The organism is bacterium, assembly GCA_020444065.1.
In the GTDB taxonomy this organism is placed as follows: Bacteria; Sumerlaeota; Sumerlaeia; order SLMS01; family JAHLLQ01; genus JAHLLQ01.
On sequence record JAHLLQ010000006.1, the window covers coordinates 104,206 to 122,581 of the forward strand.

Annotated in this window: 12 protein-coding genes; 9 read left to right on the forward strand and 3 right to left on the reverse strand. The window is 58.5% G+C overall.

All coding sequences use genetic code 11. The features are described from left to right. The first annotated feature begins 165 nt into the window (after positions 1 to 165). From KQI84_14800 to ettA, 3 genes are all read left to right on the forward strand, one after another. Positions 166 to 1,545: a tetratricopeptide repeat protein gene (locus KQI84_14800; protein ID MCB2156143.1), complete on the forward strand. Its 1,380-nt coding sequence runs from the start codon at positions 166 to 168 to the stop codon at positions 1,543 to 1,545. A gap of 90 nt (positions 1,546 to 1,635) precedes the next feature. Next, entirely contained in the window at positions 1,636 to 2,127 is a 492-nt protein-coding gene (locus KQI84_14805) for a gamma-glutamylcyclotransferase (GenBank protein MCB2156144.1), read from the forward strand. Between the two features lie 86 nt (positions 2,128 to 2,213). Next, positions 2,214 to 3,890, forward strand: a complete 1,677-nt coding sequence (ettA, locus tag KQI84_14810) for an energy-dependent translational throttle protein EttA (protein ID MCB2156145.1) — start codon at positions 2,214 to 2,216, stop codon at positions 3,888 to 3,890. A gap of 87 nt (positions 3,891 to 3,977) precedes the next feature. Here the strand turns inward: ettA and KQI84_14815 are convergent, their stop codons facing one another. After that, entirely contained in the window at positions 3,978 to 4,973 is a 996-nt protein-coding gene (locus KQI84_14815) for a YpdA family putative bacillithiol disulfide reductase (GenBank protein MCB2156146.1), read from the reverse strand. 203 nt (positions 4,974 to 5,176) lie between these two features. Here KQI84_14815 and KQI84_14820 point away from each other — a divergent pair, with 203 nt between their 5' ends. Beyond that, entirely contained in the window at positions 5,177 to 6,958 is a 1,782-nt protein-coding gene (locus KQI84_14820; GenBank protein MCB2156147.1) for a thioredoxin family protein, read from the forward strand. Positions 6,959 to 7,179: 221 nt separating this feature from the next. Further along, a complete protein-coding gene (locus KQI84_14825) occupies positions 7,180 to 7,923 on the forward strand; it encodes a YebC/PmpR family DNA-binding transcriptional regulator (GenBank protein ID MCB2156148.1) in 744 nt (247 codons plus the stop codon). A 90-nt stretch (positions 7,924 to 8,013) separates the two neighbouring features. On the opposite strand, the gene KQI84_14830 is transcribed toward KQI84_14825, so the two are convergent. Continuing rightward, positions 8,014 to 9,915, reverse strand: a complete 1,902-nt coding sequence (locus KQI84_14830) for a hypothetical protein (protein ID MCB2156149.1) — start codon at positions 9,913 to 9,915, stop codon at positions 8,014 to 8,016. 276 nt (positions 9,916 to 10,191) lie between these two features. Here KQI84_14830 and KQI84_14835 point away from each other — a divergent pair, with 276 nt between their 5' ends. Genes KQI84_14835 through KQI84_14850 form a run of 4 tightly spaced genes read left to right on the forward strand, consistent with a single transcriptional unit; the run spans position 10,192 to position 15,606 of the window. Next, positions 10,192 to 10,995: a TlyA family RNA methyltransferase gene (locus tag KQI84_14835; protein ID MCB2156150.1), complete on the forward strand. Its 804-nt coding sequence runs from the start codon at positions 10,192 to 10,194 to the stop codon at positions 10,993 to 10,995. Between the two features lie 46 nt (positions 10,996 to 11,041). Continuing rightward, positions 11,042 to 13,780 carry a tetratricopeptide repeat protein gene (locus KQI84_14840; GenBank protein ID MCB2156151.1) on the forward strand — a complete coding sequence of 913 codons (2,739 nt, stop codon included), beginning with the start codon at positions 11,042 to 11,044 and terminating at the stop codon, positions 13,778 to 13,780. Positions 13,781 to 13,832: 52 nt separating this feature from the next. After that, complete coding sequence (locus KQI84_14845; protein ID MCB2156152.1) at positions 13,833 to 14,927, forward strand: VWA domain-containing protein; 1,095 nt, start codon at positions 13,833 to 13,835, stop codon at positions 14,925 to 14,927. A 58-nt stretch (positions 14,928 to 14,985) separates the two neighbouring features. Beyond that, positions 14,986 to 15,606 (forward strand): metal-dependent hydrolase, encoded by a 621-nt coding sequence (locus KQI84_14850; GenBank protein ID MCB2156153.1) that lies wholly within the window; start codon positions 14,986 to 14,988, stop codon positions 15,604 to 15,606. On the opposite strand, the gene KQI84_14855 is transcribed toward KQI84_14850, so the two are convergent. Then, complete coding sequence (locus KQI84_14855; GenBank protein ID MCB2156154.1) at positions 15,607 to 18,372, reverse strand: helicase C-terminal domain-containing protein; 2,766 nt, start codon at positions 18,370 to 18,372, stop codon at positions 15,607 to 15,609. Positions 18,373 to 18,376: the final 4 nt, after the last annotated feature.

The window sequence follows — 18,376 nt, forward strand, 5'->3', positions numbered from 1 at the left end:
ACGAAGACGATTATGAACACCGCTCCGCTGAGCACGAGCATGCTATCGAATGTTGCGCTCTAATCACGGACGCCGTTTCGATGTGCCCCCTCGGGCATTGCGCTTGACCGCTCTGGATAGCTTCAACCCAATGGCGGCGATATTTCTTGCGATCAAGAGGCGATCATGATCGGTTCGGCAGAGCAATGGTACGACACGTATGAAGAAGCTGTTGAGCTCTACATGGATCAGAATCTCTCGGGCGCCGAGGCGCTGCTTCGGGAGTGCACGGATTCGATCGCGGTCCTTATCGCCGACGAACGTCCGATCCAACATGCGCGAGTTCTGAGTGTTCTCAGCGCCGTGTATCGCGGGATGAATCGCACGTCGGATTCGCTTGAGACAATCAAGCGCGCTGTTGCCCTTGTCGGCGAATCCGCCGGAGAGGCAAGCCAGGAGTTCGCCAACATTGTCCGCAACGCCGCGGACCTGCATTATCAGGCAGAGCGATTTGACGAGGCCGAGGCACTCTATCGGCGCGCTCTGTACACGATGGAAGCACTCGTGGGTTCCACCATTCATCCCGAGTTGTGGGAGTGCCACTACGCGATGAGTCTCCTGGCGGAGGCTCGTGGGGTTGAAGCAGCAGCGGAGCAGCACTTCGAGCGCGCGTTCGACAGTGCGGCGCTGGACACAAGCGGTGAGGCCATTGCCGAGTTGTGCGCGCGCCACGTTCAGCGAATGGTCGATGCCGGCGCCCAGGCGAACAGCGTGTCGCTCCTTGAACGCGCGTTGAAGACGATGATTCAGATATACTGCCAGCCGCCGCAGGAGTTCCCTGCGGAAGCGCCGATGGAAGAGGCAATGAGCCACTTCTTCTCGCCGACTTATCATTATCAGATCGAATACCAGCAGTATGACATCGAGCCGCGACCGCTTCGATTCATTCGGCAATTGCTGGGGATGGCGCTGAAAGAAAACGAGGAGTTCGAGCGCGCCATCGAACAATTCAAACTGGTCGACGAGAATGACCAGAGAGCCCGGCGGCTTGGTAAGGGCGACCGCTATCCGGTTGAGATGCACTTGGATTCGCCGGAACGGTTCGAGTTGGATGAGGACGATCCGCCGCTTTTCCTCGATGAGGAAGAGGACGACGAAATCGATCCGGAGGATGTCAATTGGGATGACGTGATGAAGAGCGTGGGCTCGGTTCTCTCAAACATCGACGAATTGGAGGATGACGAAGAGTGGGAGGACGAAGGAGAGGATGAAGCCGAGTGGGCCGACGATGATGAGTTCGCTCCCCTTGAAAAGCCCGCGGAGGCGAACCTCGAAGATCTCGCTCCGACAACGACACGCGGCGACTTCCACATGCACTATGGCGTTTCGCTTCACATGCTCGGCCAGAAAACGGGCATCGCCCAATACCTGCATGAAGCGGCCGGACATTACGCCTGCGCGGAGGCGAACTTCCGCCGCCTGCTCCCGTCCGACTCGCCTCTGCTGGCGGCCATCGAGGAAAACAAGAGGCACCTGGAGAACGACCTGAAGCAGTTGGAGGGCTAGTGCTTCGGAATCTTCTGCCCTTGTTTCACTTGCCAGCGGGGCCAATGCCGTCTGAAATGACTTCAACACAATAGCCCCGAAAGTCGTTCCATGCCCACTCCCCCGCCGTCGAATCATCTGCTGCGCGTTGCCGTCTATGGCACTTTGCGCCAGGGCCATTCGAATCATGTCCGATTCTGCACAGGGTTCTCCGCAGTTCAGGAGATCGAGATACGCGGTCGAGTGGGAGAACTGCGTCCCGGTATTCCAATCCTCTCCATACCGCTGCGATTCAACCTGGCCGATGGCACGGCCGATGCCACGAGCGATCTGCAGACGCAGAAGGAGATCGCAGCGACGGTCGATGGCTCGGAGGAGTGGACCGAGCGATTCGAGCAGGCGGGTAACTGGAATCGAATCCCAGGCGAGCTGTTTTACTTCGCGGACGCATCCCGACGTTTGCCGCCGCTCGACGGGTTGGAGGGCTTCCGCCCAGGGCGCAACAGCCTGTACCATCGCGTTCTGGCGCCCGTCATGACCGAGGCCGGAATCCGCGTCGCATGGCTGTACGTCGACGGAGCGACTTCGACAGCGGACGACTGATCCATCTCCAACACAAAAACCTTTGCCGCGTCCGGCATGCCTGATGCATGCACACGCCCACAACCAATCGAGGAGTCGTCCATCCGATGGCCGAGCAATTCGTTTTTCACATGTATGGTATGAACAAGTATTATGGGCAGAAGCACGTCCTGAAGGACATCGGGCTGAGCTTCTATCCCGGCGCGAAGATTGGAATCGTCGGCGAAAACGGGTCCGGCAAGTCAACGTTGCTGCGAATCATGGCCGGCGAGGATGACGATTTCCAAGGACACGCGGAGCCCACCCGCGGAACGCGCGTCGGTTTCGTTCACCAGGAGCCGGAACTCGATCTCTCGAAGACCGTCCGCGAAAACCTCGAAGAGGCGTTCGCCGAGACGGTCACGCTCTTGAAGGAATACGAGGACATCACCGAGCGTATGGGCGAGATGGATCCGGACGAAATGGAGAAGGCCATGGATCGCATGGGCGCTCTCCAGGACAAGATCGAGGCCGTCGACGGATGGGAACTCGACACGCGCCTGCGCATGGCGTCGAACGCGCTCGTGCTGCCGCCGGATGAAATGGTTGTGGAGAAACTCTCGGGCGGCGAGAGGCGCCGCGTGGCGCTCGCCAAGGCTCTTCTGGAACGTCCGGAGTTATTGCTGCTCGACGAGCCCACAAACCACCTGGATGCCGAGACGATCGATTGGCTCGAAGAGCAGTTGGTCAATTATCCCGGCACGGTGATCATCTCGACGCACGATCGCTACTTCCTCGACAACATCACCAAATGGATCCTGGAGCTCGAAGGCGGGCATGGCATTCCATTCGAGGGCAACTACTCCTCCTGGCTGCAGCAGAAGCTCGACTATCTCGCGAAGCAGGAGAAGAAAGCCACGGGCCGCCGCAAGTCCCTCGATCGCGAGTTGAAGTGGATGCACATGAGCACGGCGGATCGTCACCAGATGAGCCACGCGCGTATCAAGGAATACGAACAACTCGTCGCCGCGGAAGCTGCCGCCAGCAAGGAAGATTCGGGCGCGATTCAAATCGCTCCAGCCCCGCATCTGGGCGACCAGGTCATCGAATTCAAGGGCGTTACGAAAGGCTACAATGGCCAGAATCTGATGGAGGACACGTCGTTCTCCATTCCGAAGGGCGCGATCGTAGGCATCATCGGTCCGAACGGAACCGGCAAGACAACGATGTTCCGAATGATCACTGGCCAGGAGAAACCGGAATCCGGCGAGATCGTCGTTGGACCGACAGTGCAACTCGCCCACGTCGACCAGCACCGGACAGATCTTGAAAGCGATCGAACCGTCTTCGAAGAAATCACCGGCGGTGCCGACGATATCGAGTTCGGCAAAATCCGCATCGCGTCACGAAGTTACGTGGCCCGATTTGCCTTCCGCGGTGGCGATCAGCAGAAGAAGGTCGGCAACCTCTCCGGTGGCGAACGCAATCGTGTTCACCTGGCAAAACTGCTGAAGGCCGGCGGCAATGTGTTGTTGCTCGACGAACCGACGAACGACCTGGACGTCGGCACGCTGCGACTGCTTGAGGATGCGATCTCCGAATTCGCCGGGTGTGTGCTGGTCATCAGCCACGATCGCTTCTTCCTGAACCGCATCTGTACGCACCTGCTCGTTTTCGAGGGCGATGCCACCGTGCGCTGGTTCCCAGGCAACTACGAGGAATACGAAGCGATTCGCCGCAAAGAAATCGGCGACGCCGCGTTCGAGAATCGCCGCGCGCGGTACCGCAAGCTGCCGCACCTTTGATCGCAGGAGACGAAAGTCTCTAAAAGACACGAGGCGCAGAGGGCTAATTCCCCTCCGCGCCTCGTCTTTTCTTATTGGCAGAATTCGTTACCTGGCAGCCAGTTCCCCCTGCTGCAGGCCCTTCAGGATCATATCGCCGTGGTGGCGCGAGTTTTCGATGAAGACGTGCCCGCTGACGTTGCCGGCGATGATCGTGCCGGCGATGAAGAGACCCGGGACGTTCGTCTCGAGCGTTTCGGGATCGTGCTTCGGAATGTTGGTGCCTTCCTCGATTTCGATGCCCATGTTGCGAAGAAAACCGGCTGGCGGATCGTAACCTGTCTGGCAGATCACGAAGTCGTTGGCGATGTCGAAGTCCTTGCCCGTGGACGTGTCGCGAAGCGTCACCGTTCCCCAATCGATCCGGGCGATCTCTGTTCCCATGTATCCCTTGATCTCGTCATTCTTGATTCGATTCTCGATATCTGGACGAATCCAATACTTGATCCCATAGCCGCGCAATTCCGGCCGGCGATACGACAGCGATACGTTGGCGCCGGAACGATACAACTCCAGTGCCGTCTCAATCGCCGAGTTGCGCCCGCCCACGATAAGTACCTCGGTACCCGCGTATGGATGCGCCTCCTTGAAGTGATGCGTAACCTTTGGCAGATCCTCGCCCGGAACATTCAGTTGCCGGGGATTGTCAAATGCACCGCAGGCAACCACGACCGAGCGAGCTTCGACAGTCTCGGGCTCCAGGCCTCGTTGCCGAATCTGAACCTCAAAGGAGCCACCCTGCGTCTTGCTGACCTTCTCAACGGTTGTGAAGGTCTGGAGCGGAATATCGCGATCTTGGGCGAAGCGAGTCAGGTAGTTCAAGTACTGCCGCCGGCTCGGCTTTTCCTCGGTAATGGTCAGCGGAAACCCGTCAATCTCGAGAAGCTCGCGGGTGGAGAAGAACTGCATGAATGTCGGATACTCACTAATATGCTGTGCGATTGCGCCCTTGTCGGCCACAAGCACGCTGAGTCCTTCCTTCTTGAGGGTATTGGCAACGGCCAGACCTGCGGGTCCGGCCCCGATAATCAATGTGTCCAGCACGATTCATAGACTCCTGTTAGCACTTGATATGGGTGCGGTTCTGGAATACTCCTTGGAGAGAAAAGCGGAACGGCTTGCTCATTCCGTATTTTCCATGGGGGGTTCATGCAAACTCCTTGCCGCCCGGTGCCAGCCTCGGGCAGCATACTGTCTTGGGTCGTTGCTCGGCCACCCCCAATTACATGCAAAGAGTGGGATACTCCATGATTGAATCGACTGTCTTTACACGACATCTCCGAATGCTGCTGCTGGGGCTGCTTCTGGTGCCCGTGGCAGTGCGCGCCCAGACCTTCGTGATCGAGTCCGACTCCCGCGGCCAGAACTCGGACCGCTTCCAGATTACCAGCGGCAGTTGGGTGCCCAGCGACGTCAAGAGCCGGGCGAGCTACCTCGGCGCGACAGCCGTGGCTTTGAAGATGGAAAGTCAGACTGGCGCGGTTCGTTTCAACCCACTTATCAAGTACGGTGGCGACTACCAGATCGAAATGACCTGGCCGACTCGATCCAACGTAACCGGCGCTATTGCGAAGGTAACGGTCAATGGAACAGAGCTGGCCTCCGTGCCACTGACAATGGATTCGACCAATGCCGATAATTGGTTCTCCCTGGGCCTATTCCCCCTGACTGAGGGCGAAGGTACAATGATCGATCTCGTTGTGCCCAATGAGGCAAAGGCCGCGCACGACGATAGTCCGATGGCAGTCTACGCCGACGGCGTTCGCTTTCGCGCCGTCCAAGCCGGATCGCTCCCCACCGACGCCGTGACCGAGGAGAATCCCTTCGAACGCGCCACGTCCTCGGAACCCGCTGGTGGCGCTTCGCCATTCGATTCACCTCCGCCAAGCGATACCATGGGCTCGGCGGCTGTGAGCTCGGCGGATAGCCCCTTTGAAAATCCGCCGGCAGCCGACAATTCAGCTTCGACATTCTCAAGCCCCCCAACGAGTTCCAGTGACAGCCCGTTTGCCAATCCTCCGGCTGAAGACCCGTTCACCGCTTCCAGCAGCGCCCCGAGCGCCGAGGATCCCTTCGGCGGTTCCGGCGGACAGAGTCTCCCGTTTGGCGACGGCACGGGCGGAGCCCAGAGCGAGGGAATCTTCGGCTCGAACGTGGAGTTCCAGTCTTCGGGCGGTTCCGAAATCCTTGAATTTCAGGGTGGAGAGGGTGAACAGGAAGGCTTTGCTGCTCCTCCGACTTCCGGGACGGCCGCTGCATCCTCTTCGTCGGGTTCGTTCGCCGATCCGTTCGCCACAGAGGCAGGCGCCTCCGATCCGTTCGCAGGCTCGTCGACCTCTACGGCTTCCAGCAACGATCCGTTCACGGGCGGCACGCGAGCCTCTTGGGATCCATTCGGCAGCGGTGGTGATTCCGGGGCTTCCTCGTCCTCAGGATCGACCTCGATGAATGAATACGGCAGCGCCTCGCTCCCCGAATCTTCGACCGGCAGCCCGTTCGGCACGCCTCCGTCCGATTTCGGCGGCTCCGGCGGATTTGCAGCCTCGACACCGCCCTCCAACACCGCAGCTTCGAACATCGCTCGCAGCCAGGACCTGAGGAACTTCGCCTCGACGATGGAGAGCGAAGATGCGGAACCTGTCTTTGTCGATTACTCGGCCAGCCAGCCGAAGGCCGAGCCGACACCGGCGCCTGCCGGCGACATCGATTGGCTGTACGACCTGGACAAGGCCATGGAAGTGGCTCGCGAGCAGGGCAAACCCATCCTGGTCGTCTTCCTGGGCTCCAACAAGCAGAGCGAGACGTTCGAGAACGAAGTTCTTGCGGATGCGGACGCGGTGGACCTGATCAACAAGTTCATCCCCGTTCAGTTGGACTTCCAACTGGATAATGCCCTGGCCCGTAAATACAATGTTCCCAGCTCTCCGTACGCGGTTGTTCTCAATAAGTTTGGTTACACCAAGAGCCACGTTTCGATGATGACGGATACGCGGCGTTTCAATCGAGCCCTGACCCGACTGACGGACTGAACGCCCGGACGGCAGGATCGGTAGCTTGATCGCTTTGAATCGAGATTCCCGCGGGCGCCACGAACGCTCGCGGGAATTTTGAGGTCCAGTAGGAATCTCCAGGAGGCGAAAGCGATTGGGCTTGAGATTGTCCCGGGCAGCCGGGCAAACCCTTCGCCTCACGGAGAAACGAGCAGGGCCTTCGGTGCCCCAACGAGTTCTTCACCCAAGGAGTCATTCAGATGTCCGGCCACAGTAAATGGCATTCCATTAAGCACAAGAAAGCCGCGGTCGACGCGAAGCGCGGCAAGCTGTTCACTCGCGTCATCAAGGAGCTTCAGATCGCCGCCCGCCTGGGCGGAAGCGATCCCGGCGGGAACCCGCGACTGCGCACTGCCATCCAGTCCGCAAAAGATGTCAACATGCCCAAGGACACAATGGAGCGCGCCATCAAGAAAGGCGCCGGTGAACTGGAAGGCTCGTCCTACGAAGAGATCCTCTACGAAGGTTATGCTCCGGGCGGCGTCGCGGTAATGGTCGAAGTCACTACCGACAATCGCAATCGCGCAGCTTCGGAGATTCGCCACACCTTCACGAAATACGGTGGGAACCTTGGGAACTCGGGCTGTGTCAGCTATCTGTTCGAGCGCAAGGGCGTTATCGAAGCGGAATGCGAAGACGACGACAAGGTGATGGAGGCGGCCCTCGAAGCCGGGGCGGAAGACATCGAGAGCGAAGAGGGGTTCCACGAGATCACGACGAATCCGGACGACGTCCAGGATGTTCGTGAGGGTATGGAAGCGGCCGGCATCAAGGTCACGAGCTCCGGCATTCGCCAGATCCCGACGAACACGGTTACCCTTGAACTGAAGGACGCGCAGAGCTGCCTGAAGCTCATCGGCGCCCTGGAAGACAACGATGACGTCGATGAGGTCTACGCCAACCACGACATTCCGGACGAAATTTCAGAGCAGTTGGAAGACTGATCCCGAACACACTTCCGCCAACGAAATCGGGGCTTCCAGCGATCTGCTGGAAGCCCCACTTGTTTTGCTTCGTTCGATTCCGAGGGCTGACTACTCGGCCACTGCCTCGACGGGTTCCGGCGTGCGGTAGTTCGTCGCCCGGATGCCGTACCAGCCGTCCGCATTCAAAACGGTTGCGGAAGAGGAAGTCTCCAGGAAGTCCACGCGCTGGGCCACTGGGGCGAGGCGCTGCAGGATCGAGAAGACCTTCGTGAGTTCCTTCGGCGCGTCGGGCTGGGCTCCGATGAAGGCACCGGCCATTCCCATCATTCCGAACATCTGGCCGAGTTCCTGACCGAGGCCGGAGAGGTCCTTGAACGTCATCTTGGTGACTTCACCCTTGGGATGGACGCCCTGCTTCTGGAAGCGCTCGTTCTTAAGGACACTGTCGTGCTCGCCCGCCGCGGTCTTCAGCGAAAGGGCAATGGCGCGCTCCGAGGAGCCGATGAAGAGGCGGTCGCCCTTGACGCCGATCACCGGGCGGATGAATGCGGCGACGACCGGGTGGGTCACGAGTTCGAACTCCTCGCCCAACTGCGTGGCAGGCATTCTCATCAGATTCTGGCCTGTCTGTTGGGCAGCCAACTGATCGAGCATAGTGACTGCCTTCTCGATCATCTCACGGGCCTTGTCGGCATTCTTGACGCGAATGATAGTGGCGCCGTCTCCGGTCGCCATTCCGGGGATCGAGAAGCTGACCGAGTCGGTGGTAATCCAGCTCAGAAGATCGTCTTCGATGCTGAAACCAACCTGGGTAAGCTGCTGATCGAATTGCGCCAATCCCTGCTCGCCGTTGGGGATCTCTTCAGCGACGATCTCGCGAACGCCGGTGTACAAGGCATTCAGATCGCAGCCGGCGGAAACGCTGAAGCTGGTTGCTTCGACTGGGATGTACTCGCTCCAATTGGGAACGGGGTCCACAGTACCAAGCATCTTGTAGACGAGAGTGTCCTTCGCGTCGTCGCCCAGGTAGGCGTAGGACTCGCCAATAACCTTGTAGCCATCGATGTGGACGACTTCGGCTGTGCGATCGAGCGAACGCATCTCGCGGAAGGTCAGTTCCATGATGGTCGTCACAGTCATCAGTTCCTGAGAATCGTTTTCGCCCGCCTGCTCTTTCGCCATTTCAAGCGCCGGCACAATCGCGCCTTCAAGGGCATCGGCCATGCGATCCATATCAAAGTAGACGTACTTGATGCCCTGCTTGGGAAGGTCCTTGAACGCAGACTGATAGCGCTCCGAGGCGATCAGGGATTCCTCCGCGCCGCCTTTGTCCATATTCTCGAAGATTTCCTTCAGAAGCGTCTCGTGCAGCGAGAAGGCCAGGACGTTTCCGTGGCGCCCAACGCCGAACTTGATGATGCTCGTGCCATCGACCTGGACGTCTGCGAACGTGTACTGAGCTTTGCCGACTGTTTCGTCCTCGAGAACCATGTTCTCCCCGGACATGCTATCGATGTACTCGAGGATCCCCCGCATCGCCTTGTAGTTGGAGTCCACTTTGGCGGGATCCGAATCGAAGAGCCAAACCTCTTCCGGCGGACCAACGTTCACGTTCTCTCCGTTGACGTTGATGGACTTCCCTTCCATGTAGCGCATCGTGTAGATCATCCGGCCGCCGACCAGCGATTCCCAATCAACGGCAGTGACGGTGTCGATGGCCTCGTCGATCTTCTGCTGAGCCATGGCGCGCTGCTCGGGATCTTCGACGGAACCCATCAGCAAGCTGAACAGGTCCTGAAGGACGCCGGCATTCTGCACATCTGTCCAGACGTTGCCCCAGTAGTCCTTCACGAAATCGGCTTGGTCAGTGTCTTCGGCATAGACCATGAAAAACACCGATTCGGGGATGGAATTGGTCAGTTCGTTTTTCGGTGCGCCACCAATGGCCCACGCGGGCAACAGAACCGCCATCAACAGGAGCAAGTGGGTGAACTTCGCGGTCCCTTTCATGATTGTGACTCCTCTTCGCCGGGATTCTCAGGGGCTCGTTGGACCCCTCCCTGGGTTTTTGGGTCGTCCGCCGGATCTTGCCGGAAATTCGGAGCGGTTGGCGGTTCGACCTTTCACTGTCTCTTACGCACTCCCCAACGATTCCTTCATTGGGCGCCATTCAAACTTCTCGGATCGAAGTCCAGTCCGATCAGTGGTTATTGGCAACCCTTCGGGATGGACTTCAACCGCCGCGGGACGCAAGGTTGAAGGTTGATTGAACGGGACATGAGGACCATGGCGAAGATCCCCAAACAGCGTGTCGATGAACTGCTCGTTGAACAGGGCCTCGCCGGCGATCTGGCGGAGGCTGCCGGTCTCGTTCGCGCCGGTCGTGTGCATGGGGCGGATCGGCGCTACGAGAAGCCTGGAGAGTCGGTGCGTACAAATGTCAAACTTTCAGTCAAAGGGCGTGAGCATCCCTATGTGGGCCGCGGAGGACTGAAGCTGGCGGGAGCACTCGACCGATTTGGCATCGAACCGACTGAACGCGCCTGCCTGGACCTGGGAGCCAGCACGGGAGGATTCACCGATTGCCTGCTGCAGCGCGGCGCACGGGGGGTGCTCGCCATCGATGTCGGGCGCGGGCAGTTGCACGAACGACTTATTCGAGATCCACGCGTCACCAGCCGAGAGCAGACGCACCTGAAAGACCTGAAGGCTGCCGACATGCCTCCGGAACTGTCGCTGGTCGTGGCAGATCTGTCGTTCATCTCGCTGCGAGCTTGCATTCCGATGATCTCAGCGCTCCTACCGGAAGGCTGCGAAGCCATTCTCCTGGTCAAACCCCAGTTCGAACTGCCGCCGGGTGATGTCCCCGAGGGCGGTGTCGTGACCGATGAGGCGCCTCGACGGAAGGCCGTCGAGGAGGTACTGGGGGCCGCGCTCGAACAGAGATTTGTGCTTCTGGGGGCTGCCGCGTCGCCAGTGGCCGGCGCGGACGGAAATCGCGAGTTCTTCGTCTACTTGAAGAAGCCAAGGGGCGGCGAAAGTGGCCCGGGCTTCGCTGTTGACGATATCCTGGCGGACGCTTTCAACTGAACGGGCGGCATCGTCGCCAGTAAAAATACGCAACGATTGGATGGAAATGAGACTTCTCAGCGGGAAACTCGGACCGAAACTCACCGTCGCGGGAACATCATTGGTACTTGGAATCTTCTGGGCGGGGTGCGCCAGCGCGCCACACGTGCCGGAACCAATGCAGGATGTGACCACGGATAGCATGGTGATCGAAGCACCGACGATGGATGAGCCGGTGGTCGAAATGGCCCAGGTCGAGGAGCCCGCCGAACAACAGAAGCCTCAGAAGCCGGAGGTCAGCGCCGAACCGACCCCGATCCCAGCACCCACGCCGATCCCGACGCCGGTCATCACCGACACTCCCCCGCCAGAGCACTACCTGTTCCCGGCGCCGCTCGGCCCGATGATCGTGCCGCACACGGTGGTGGAAATGGACGATGCGGCGGAAGCGCCGCCAATCTTCGATGCCCTCGGTGAGAAGGCCAAAGAAGCGTATGTCCAGGGCGCGTTGAAGAACCAGTCCGGCTATCCGACGCAGGCGTTCGAGTATTTCATGGAGGCCGTGGAGCAGGATCCGGAGAATCTGTGGCTGAAGAATCGCGCCGCAGAAGCCGCGCTCTATCAGCACGATCTTCCGCGGGCGCAGAAACTGTCCGAGGAAGTCCTCGAAGCCGATCCGGATAATTACACGGCGATGCTGCTACTGGCGAAGCTGAGCACCTATCGCGAGAAGTACGACGAGGCCAAGGAGTGGTATCATAAGGTCCTCGACGTGAAGGACAAGAATATCGAGGCGCTGCAGAGCCTGGCCCGGATTGCGTATAGCGAAGACCAGGATCTGGAGAAAGTCAAAGAGTACGCCGGGCGAATCCTGAAAGTCGACGGACGCAATTACGAGGCGATGTTGCTGCACGCCGAGGCCAGTGCACTGACTGGAGATATTCAATACGCAGCCGGCCTTTATTCGCAGTTGGTGAAGTACAACCCCGCGATCATCTCGCGCCTGATGGGAATGGCGCAACGTCTTGTGCAGATGGATCGTGTCGACGATGCGACGGAATTGCTGCGCGAAGGTGTTATCATGCAGCCGGAATCGGTGGCTGTACGTCGCCAGTGGGAAACGATCCTGATGAAGGAAGGCGGCGACGAGGCGGTCATTGAAGGCTACGAGGCGCTTCTCGCGCCGAATCCGCTGGAGATCGACCTGCACGAGCTGTTCGCGGATTACCTGGCTCGGGCGGGCGATGTCGATCGCCTGGAAGAAGAACGCGAGAAGATGCTGGAGATCAATCCGCGCCATGTTCCAAGCATCCTGTCTCTGGCGCGAATCGCGATGATTCGGGGCGACCAGGAGCATGCGAATGAGCTGTTTGAGCGCGCCCTTGAGGCGGGACCTGAAGACGCCTCCACGTATCGCGAGATCGCGCTCGTCTACATGGATCAGGGTAAACTGGACCGCGCTGAAGACTTGCTGCGCACGGCGATGACGATCGATCCGGAAGATCCGGACACGCTGCTGGCAATGGCGGCGCTGAGTGAACGTTTCGATGATCCGAAGCAAACGGAGCGTTTGCTGAAGCGCGCTCTCGATCTCGCGCCGGCCAACGATCACATGCTGAAGCTGCTGGGCGATTTCTACCGCCGGCACAACCGCACGGAAGAGGCTTCGCAACTCTACGAGCAATTGCTCGCCGTCGATCCCGAGAACACTGAGAACCAGGTAACTCTGGCGGTCCTCTACTTCATCCTGGAGAACGAGACGGCGCTGGACCGCGTGCAGAAAGCTGCGCCGGCCGTCGTTGCTGACAAGTTCGGTTTCTTCTTCGATTACGGCCGTATGGCGATGCAGTACGGCGAGTGGGATCGCGGTCGCTGGGCATTCGAAAAGGCCCTGCAGATCAGCCCCAAGAATATCAATGTCCGTCGCGATCTGGCGACAGCGTATCTGCATCTGAACGAGAACGAAATCGCCGAGCGTACGTTGCTCGAAGCGGAGGGCATGTACACCGAGGGCGAATCCCACACGACGTGGCTACTCTCGATGGTGGGCCTGTACCAGGATTTGAGACAGTACGAGAAGGCACTCGAGTACATCCAGAAGTTGCTGGAAGAAAACCCGGATGAGCCCGTGTATCGCGAGCAGGAGATGATTTTCCTGGCAACGCTCGGTCGCACGGATGAAGTCACGGAGAAGCTGAACAGCTACATTCGCGACTACAGTATCGACGAGCCGATGCAGACGAAACTGACTCGCGCGAGCGTTTATCAGGCGCTTGGGGAAACCGACCGTGCGATCGGCGTGTTGCGGCCGCTCGTCTCGGACAATCCGAATGACATCGAATTGCTGTACCGACTCGCCAATCTGTACGGCGAGCAAGAGGAGGTGAACCTGGCCGAGCATTACTACGACGCCGTCATCGAAGAATCGGAAGGCAATCCCGAGTTGGTCGGTATGCTGCTCAATGCGTGCAACAACCTGGCCTACCTGTACGCCACCACCGGAACGGATCTTGATCGTGCAGAGGAATTGGTCGGGCGGGCGCTGGAACTGGCTCCGCGTGCAGGGTACATTCTGGACACGATGGGCTGGGTAAAATTCCAGCAGAAGCAGTACGCGGAAGCGGAGGACTGGCTGAAGCGCGCCGAGAAGTTGAGCCTCGACGATGCAGAGTTGCTCGAGCACCTTGGCGATCTTTACGAGGCGACAAACCGCCCGGAACTGGCGCGTCGATATTATGAGAAGGCCGCGAAGATCGATCCGAAGAGCGCCGCGGCCGAGAAGTTGAAGGAACTGGGGACGGAGTGAAGCAAAATGCCGCCTGTGCTACAATCGCAGCCGGCAGGGATAGGTGCTTCCTTTGGAGTTTGAATTCACATCGTTCGACCCGGAAGTCTCGAAAGAGATCAACCGCCAGAAGCTCCTGAAGCTCTTCCTGGAACTGCTGAATCGCACGTCCGGCGATGCCCAGCAAGCGCTCGACTACATGGAAGACATGTGGGAGTCGAGTCGCCTGGAGAAGATGACGGGCATCTCGTTCGAGGAGTTTCGCGATTACCTCGAGCAGCAGGGCCTGCTGGAACACAACCCAGCCACCGGCACGCTGAACGCCACGCATCGCGCAGACATGGAAATCCAGAAGCAGGCTTTCGAGGAGATCTTCCAGGACCTGTCGAAAGGCGACATCGGGGAACACTCAACGTCGCATTCCGGCCAAGGCGGAGAGAAACTGGCCGACACACGCCCGTACGAATGGGGCGATTCCATCCAGGACATCAATTTCCCGAAGTCGATCGGGAATGCGCTGGTGCGAAGCGGTTTCGATTCGTTCTCGCTGCAGGAAGAAGACCTCGAGTCCCATCAGACGGAGCACCTTACGACGACCGCGACGGTTATCCTGATCGATATCAGTCACTCGATGATTCTCTACGGCGAAGACCGCATCACGCCGGCGAAGAAGGTGGCGATGTCCCTGGTCGGGTACATCCAGCAGAAATACCCGAAGGACACGATCGACGTCGTCCTGTTTGGCGATGAGGCCTTCGAAGTGCCGCTCGATCAGTTGGCGCGCATCAGTGTCGGGCCGTACCACACAAACACGAAGGCTGGCCTGCAAATGTCGCAACGGCTTCTGATGCGTCGCAAAGCGCTGAACAAGCAGGTCTTCATGATCACGGATGGCAAGCCGAGCGCGATCACGGAGCAGGGACAGATTTACAAGAATCCGTTCGGGCTGGATCCGAAGATTGTGAATCAGACGATCAACGAAGCGACGCAATTGCGACGCAAGGGCATCACCATCACGACGTTCATGATCACGACGGATCCGTATCTGCAGGATTTTGTCGATCGGCTGACGCGCGCGAATCGGGGACGTGCGTATTACGCGACGCTGGACAAACTCGGTTCTTTTATTTTCGCAGACTACGGACGAAACAAAAAGAAACGGGTGTAGCAAATTCCGTTGGCATCCGTCCATCTCCGTCCCCATATTATGGGCGGAGGACGTTGCGATGGACTTTGTGACGCATACACTCGTTGGAGCCGGCGCCGCGCGACTTGCCTGTCCGCAGAAGGAATGGCTGCCGCAACTCACACTCTCCGCGGTCCTCGGCAGCCTGCTGATCGACGCCGATCCGTGGCTCTACCTGATCGATCCCGCATACTACGGCAAGTACCATCGCGTCGCGTCTCATTGCCTGATGGGGCTGGTAGTGATGTCGCTCGTCTGCGCCGGTCTTGCGTGGTCAATGAGCAGTGTAAAGCCATGGCGGAGATTCGGCTGGTTCGTGTCGGACAATCTTCAACGCCAGGAAGAACCGCCCTCACGCGCACCATTCCGACTCCTGCTGTTTGTTGCGGCGTGCGCGGTGGTGCTGCACTTCCTCGGCGATATCATCACGGGATTCGGAAACATGCTTCCCTTCTGGCCGTTCAGCAACATGGACTACTCCATGCACGCGGTCAGCAGCTTCGATGTGGCCATCTTCTCGACAACACTGCTCTGGCACGTATTATTGAGAACTCTAAAACTAAGCCGACGGAGAGAAGCGATTCTCTCCGCCGGATACTTCGTTCTGGTTGTCGTTTACATTTTGTTCCGCTGGAAGTTCGGCCCGACCACGGTGTGGTAATCAGACCAGCTTTGACTCCATGATCCGATCGACGCGATACACGGAATACGCGTCGCGCGTGCGGCAATGCGCATACAGGCGATCGCGCTCCAGGCTCTCCGGCGCGATGAGTTCATCCACTTCGTCGCGGTTCGCCTTGATGTAGTGAATCTCCACCTCGAACTCGTTTTCGATAGCGAAGTCCAACATGCGACGAATGTCGGAAGCCTGCTCGGCGGGGTTTGGTCCAGAGAAGTTGTACTTCGACGGCCCCGTCGGTACAGACGTCGTCACAAGGTGAGAGATCTGCTTCTTGTATTCACGCTTGACGTTTGAAACGCGGGTTTCGGTGGCGGTCTCGACGGCCTTCTTCCACGTGCTGACAAGCGGATCGGCAAGATCGTTCAGCGCTGCAAAGGCGCGCGGATCGATCTTCAGGCGCTCCAGCAAGGGCGAGAGGCGTTCGTCTGCGACCTGGCGTCCCTTCTCATTCTTCGCGACATCGAGCGTAAAGCGCAGCGACGCGATCAGCTTCACCATGTCCTCGCGGGTCAGCGATAAATTGAAGCGTTCGTCTTCGCGAACGTGGACATGTTCGCTTTCCAAGCGCGGCATGAAGCCGACCTTCTGCAGTTCGCGTGCGACCTTCTTCAGATCGACGTCGGTGTTCAGCAGGACCACGCGTTCGTCGTAGATGTTCTTAATCGATGGTGAGATACGACGATTCGCACGAATCTGCGTCAGCAAGACCTCGTCATCCATGATGATGAAGCCGCCGGCGTAGCCCATGTTCACCTCGCCGTGCTTTTCACTACATTCGCGAACCAGAATCGTCAGCGAGTCGGGGATCGGAGTCCGGCTGTGCTTCTTCAGGAATTCCTGAATCTCGTCTCCGCTCAAGCCGCGATCGAGTCCTTCGCGAATACTGCTTTTCGTGATTGTCAGCAGCGACATCACGTCGATGGATTTCACGTGGCCGATCTCGTTCAGGTGATAGAACGTGCGCAACTCCAGGTCCGGTGGCACGATCACTTCGTGGGTCGGCTGAACAATGAATGAATCAACGTCGTACCGCAGTGGCAGCACTTCGTTCGGGTGTTCCTTGTCGAACAGGTTGTCCCAACGATCCATCGGACGGGAGAAGATGAAACGCCCCAGGTCCGTGAATCGGAACGTGTACTGCAGTTGCTTCTGCTTGCGCGGGCGCCCACGGCTGCCACCGCGAGCCTTCATCGTTTTGCCGTCGCCAAGGCGCATCCCGACAAGGTCGGCATCCTTCTCGTTCTTCAGACCGATCGCCAGAATGCCGAGCCAATGCAGGCACTCCGCCATAATCGATTCGATCACAAGCTCATTGCTTCGCGTATGCTTGTCGTAACTGAGCGGCTCGTTCCGTCGCGGAATATCCTGCTGAATACGAGGCAAGACTTCCTCATAAAAGCCGTCCTCGACGCACCAACGATCCCGCGGCATTTCCGTCAGCACATCCAGCACGACCCGGCGGAATGCAACGATCGAAACGAGGCCGGTCGGCGCAGGCTCAATATGCACCGTGTTGCCTTCGACGAATTCCTCGTTCCAGCCGGTCGTTGTGAGCCACCAACTGAAGATGTCCTGGAACGCATTCTGACTGTTTTCCAGCCACTCCAGGAACGTGTGAGAAACTCGATAGGACTCGCCGGTCGAGGCGAGGAACTTCTTCTGAATCAGGAATAGCGACAAGAATTCCGCGTATTTCAGCGACTTGAATCGACTGAGCAACGGCATGATTTTCTTCAGGTCGTTCTTGCCGATTCCGCCCGTCGCCAGCACGCGCACCGGATACCGATCGACGTAGTTGCAGAACACGACGATATCGCGCAGCAACGTGTTGGAGTTATCCATAATCGCCGTCGGCTTCTTTTCCTTCTCAACGACGGTGACCGAGTCCAGTTCCTTGAATGTGCGCGTGTCGGACTGGAAGTGATTCGAGATGATGTACATGATGTCGCGCGGGATCATCAGGAGGTTGTTGTACTTGTTGCCTCCCGGAACCGCCGTGAAGACGAGACCGCTGGTGTTCAGCAACCAGTGGATCGAATCCCCACGCGAGTGATCGTAGCGCCGCTGGACATTCAGCTCGAGCAAGTCGCGATAGACGGAAACGCCTTTTCGCGAGGCAAGGCTCTGGAATACGGAGCGCTGTCCGTCGGTCAAACGATCAAGATACCGGCGCAGGAATTTCGGATCCAGGAGCGCCTGGCGGATGATGTGAATCAGATAGTTCTTGTTCGCCGATTCCGGATGCAGCCGAAGGCCCTGCGTGGCAATGTGCTTCAACTCGTTGTTCGAGAGTTCCTTCAGGAAGTGGCCGAGATAGCCTTCCCAGAAGGACGGCAGATCGATGTAACGCAAGAAAGGCTCGGGAATACCGACGAGGTTCAGCGGCTGCGTCACCGGCACTTCGTCGTTGAACACGATGCCGCGCTGCGCCAGCGAGTCGATCGTCTCCGTCATGGTCTTGCGATCGCCCTCGAAAAAACGCCGGAGGACTTCTTCTTCCTCCAGGTCGCCGCCATGAATCGTCAGGAAGTTGATCAGGTTTCTCTCGCGCTCGGAGAGACTCTCCGTGGCCGTTTCCCAGGCGTTTCGGTTCTGCAGACGCTGGTAGAGGTTGTTGATCAGGATGTCTTGCTTTTCCTGTTCCGAATCGGCCACTTCCAGGTCCGCTGGAGCAATACCCCAGTGCTCCTGGACTCCTTGAAGTTGCTCTACGGAGAGTGTTTTAAGAATGCTCTTCAGCTTCATCTTC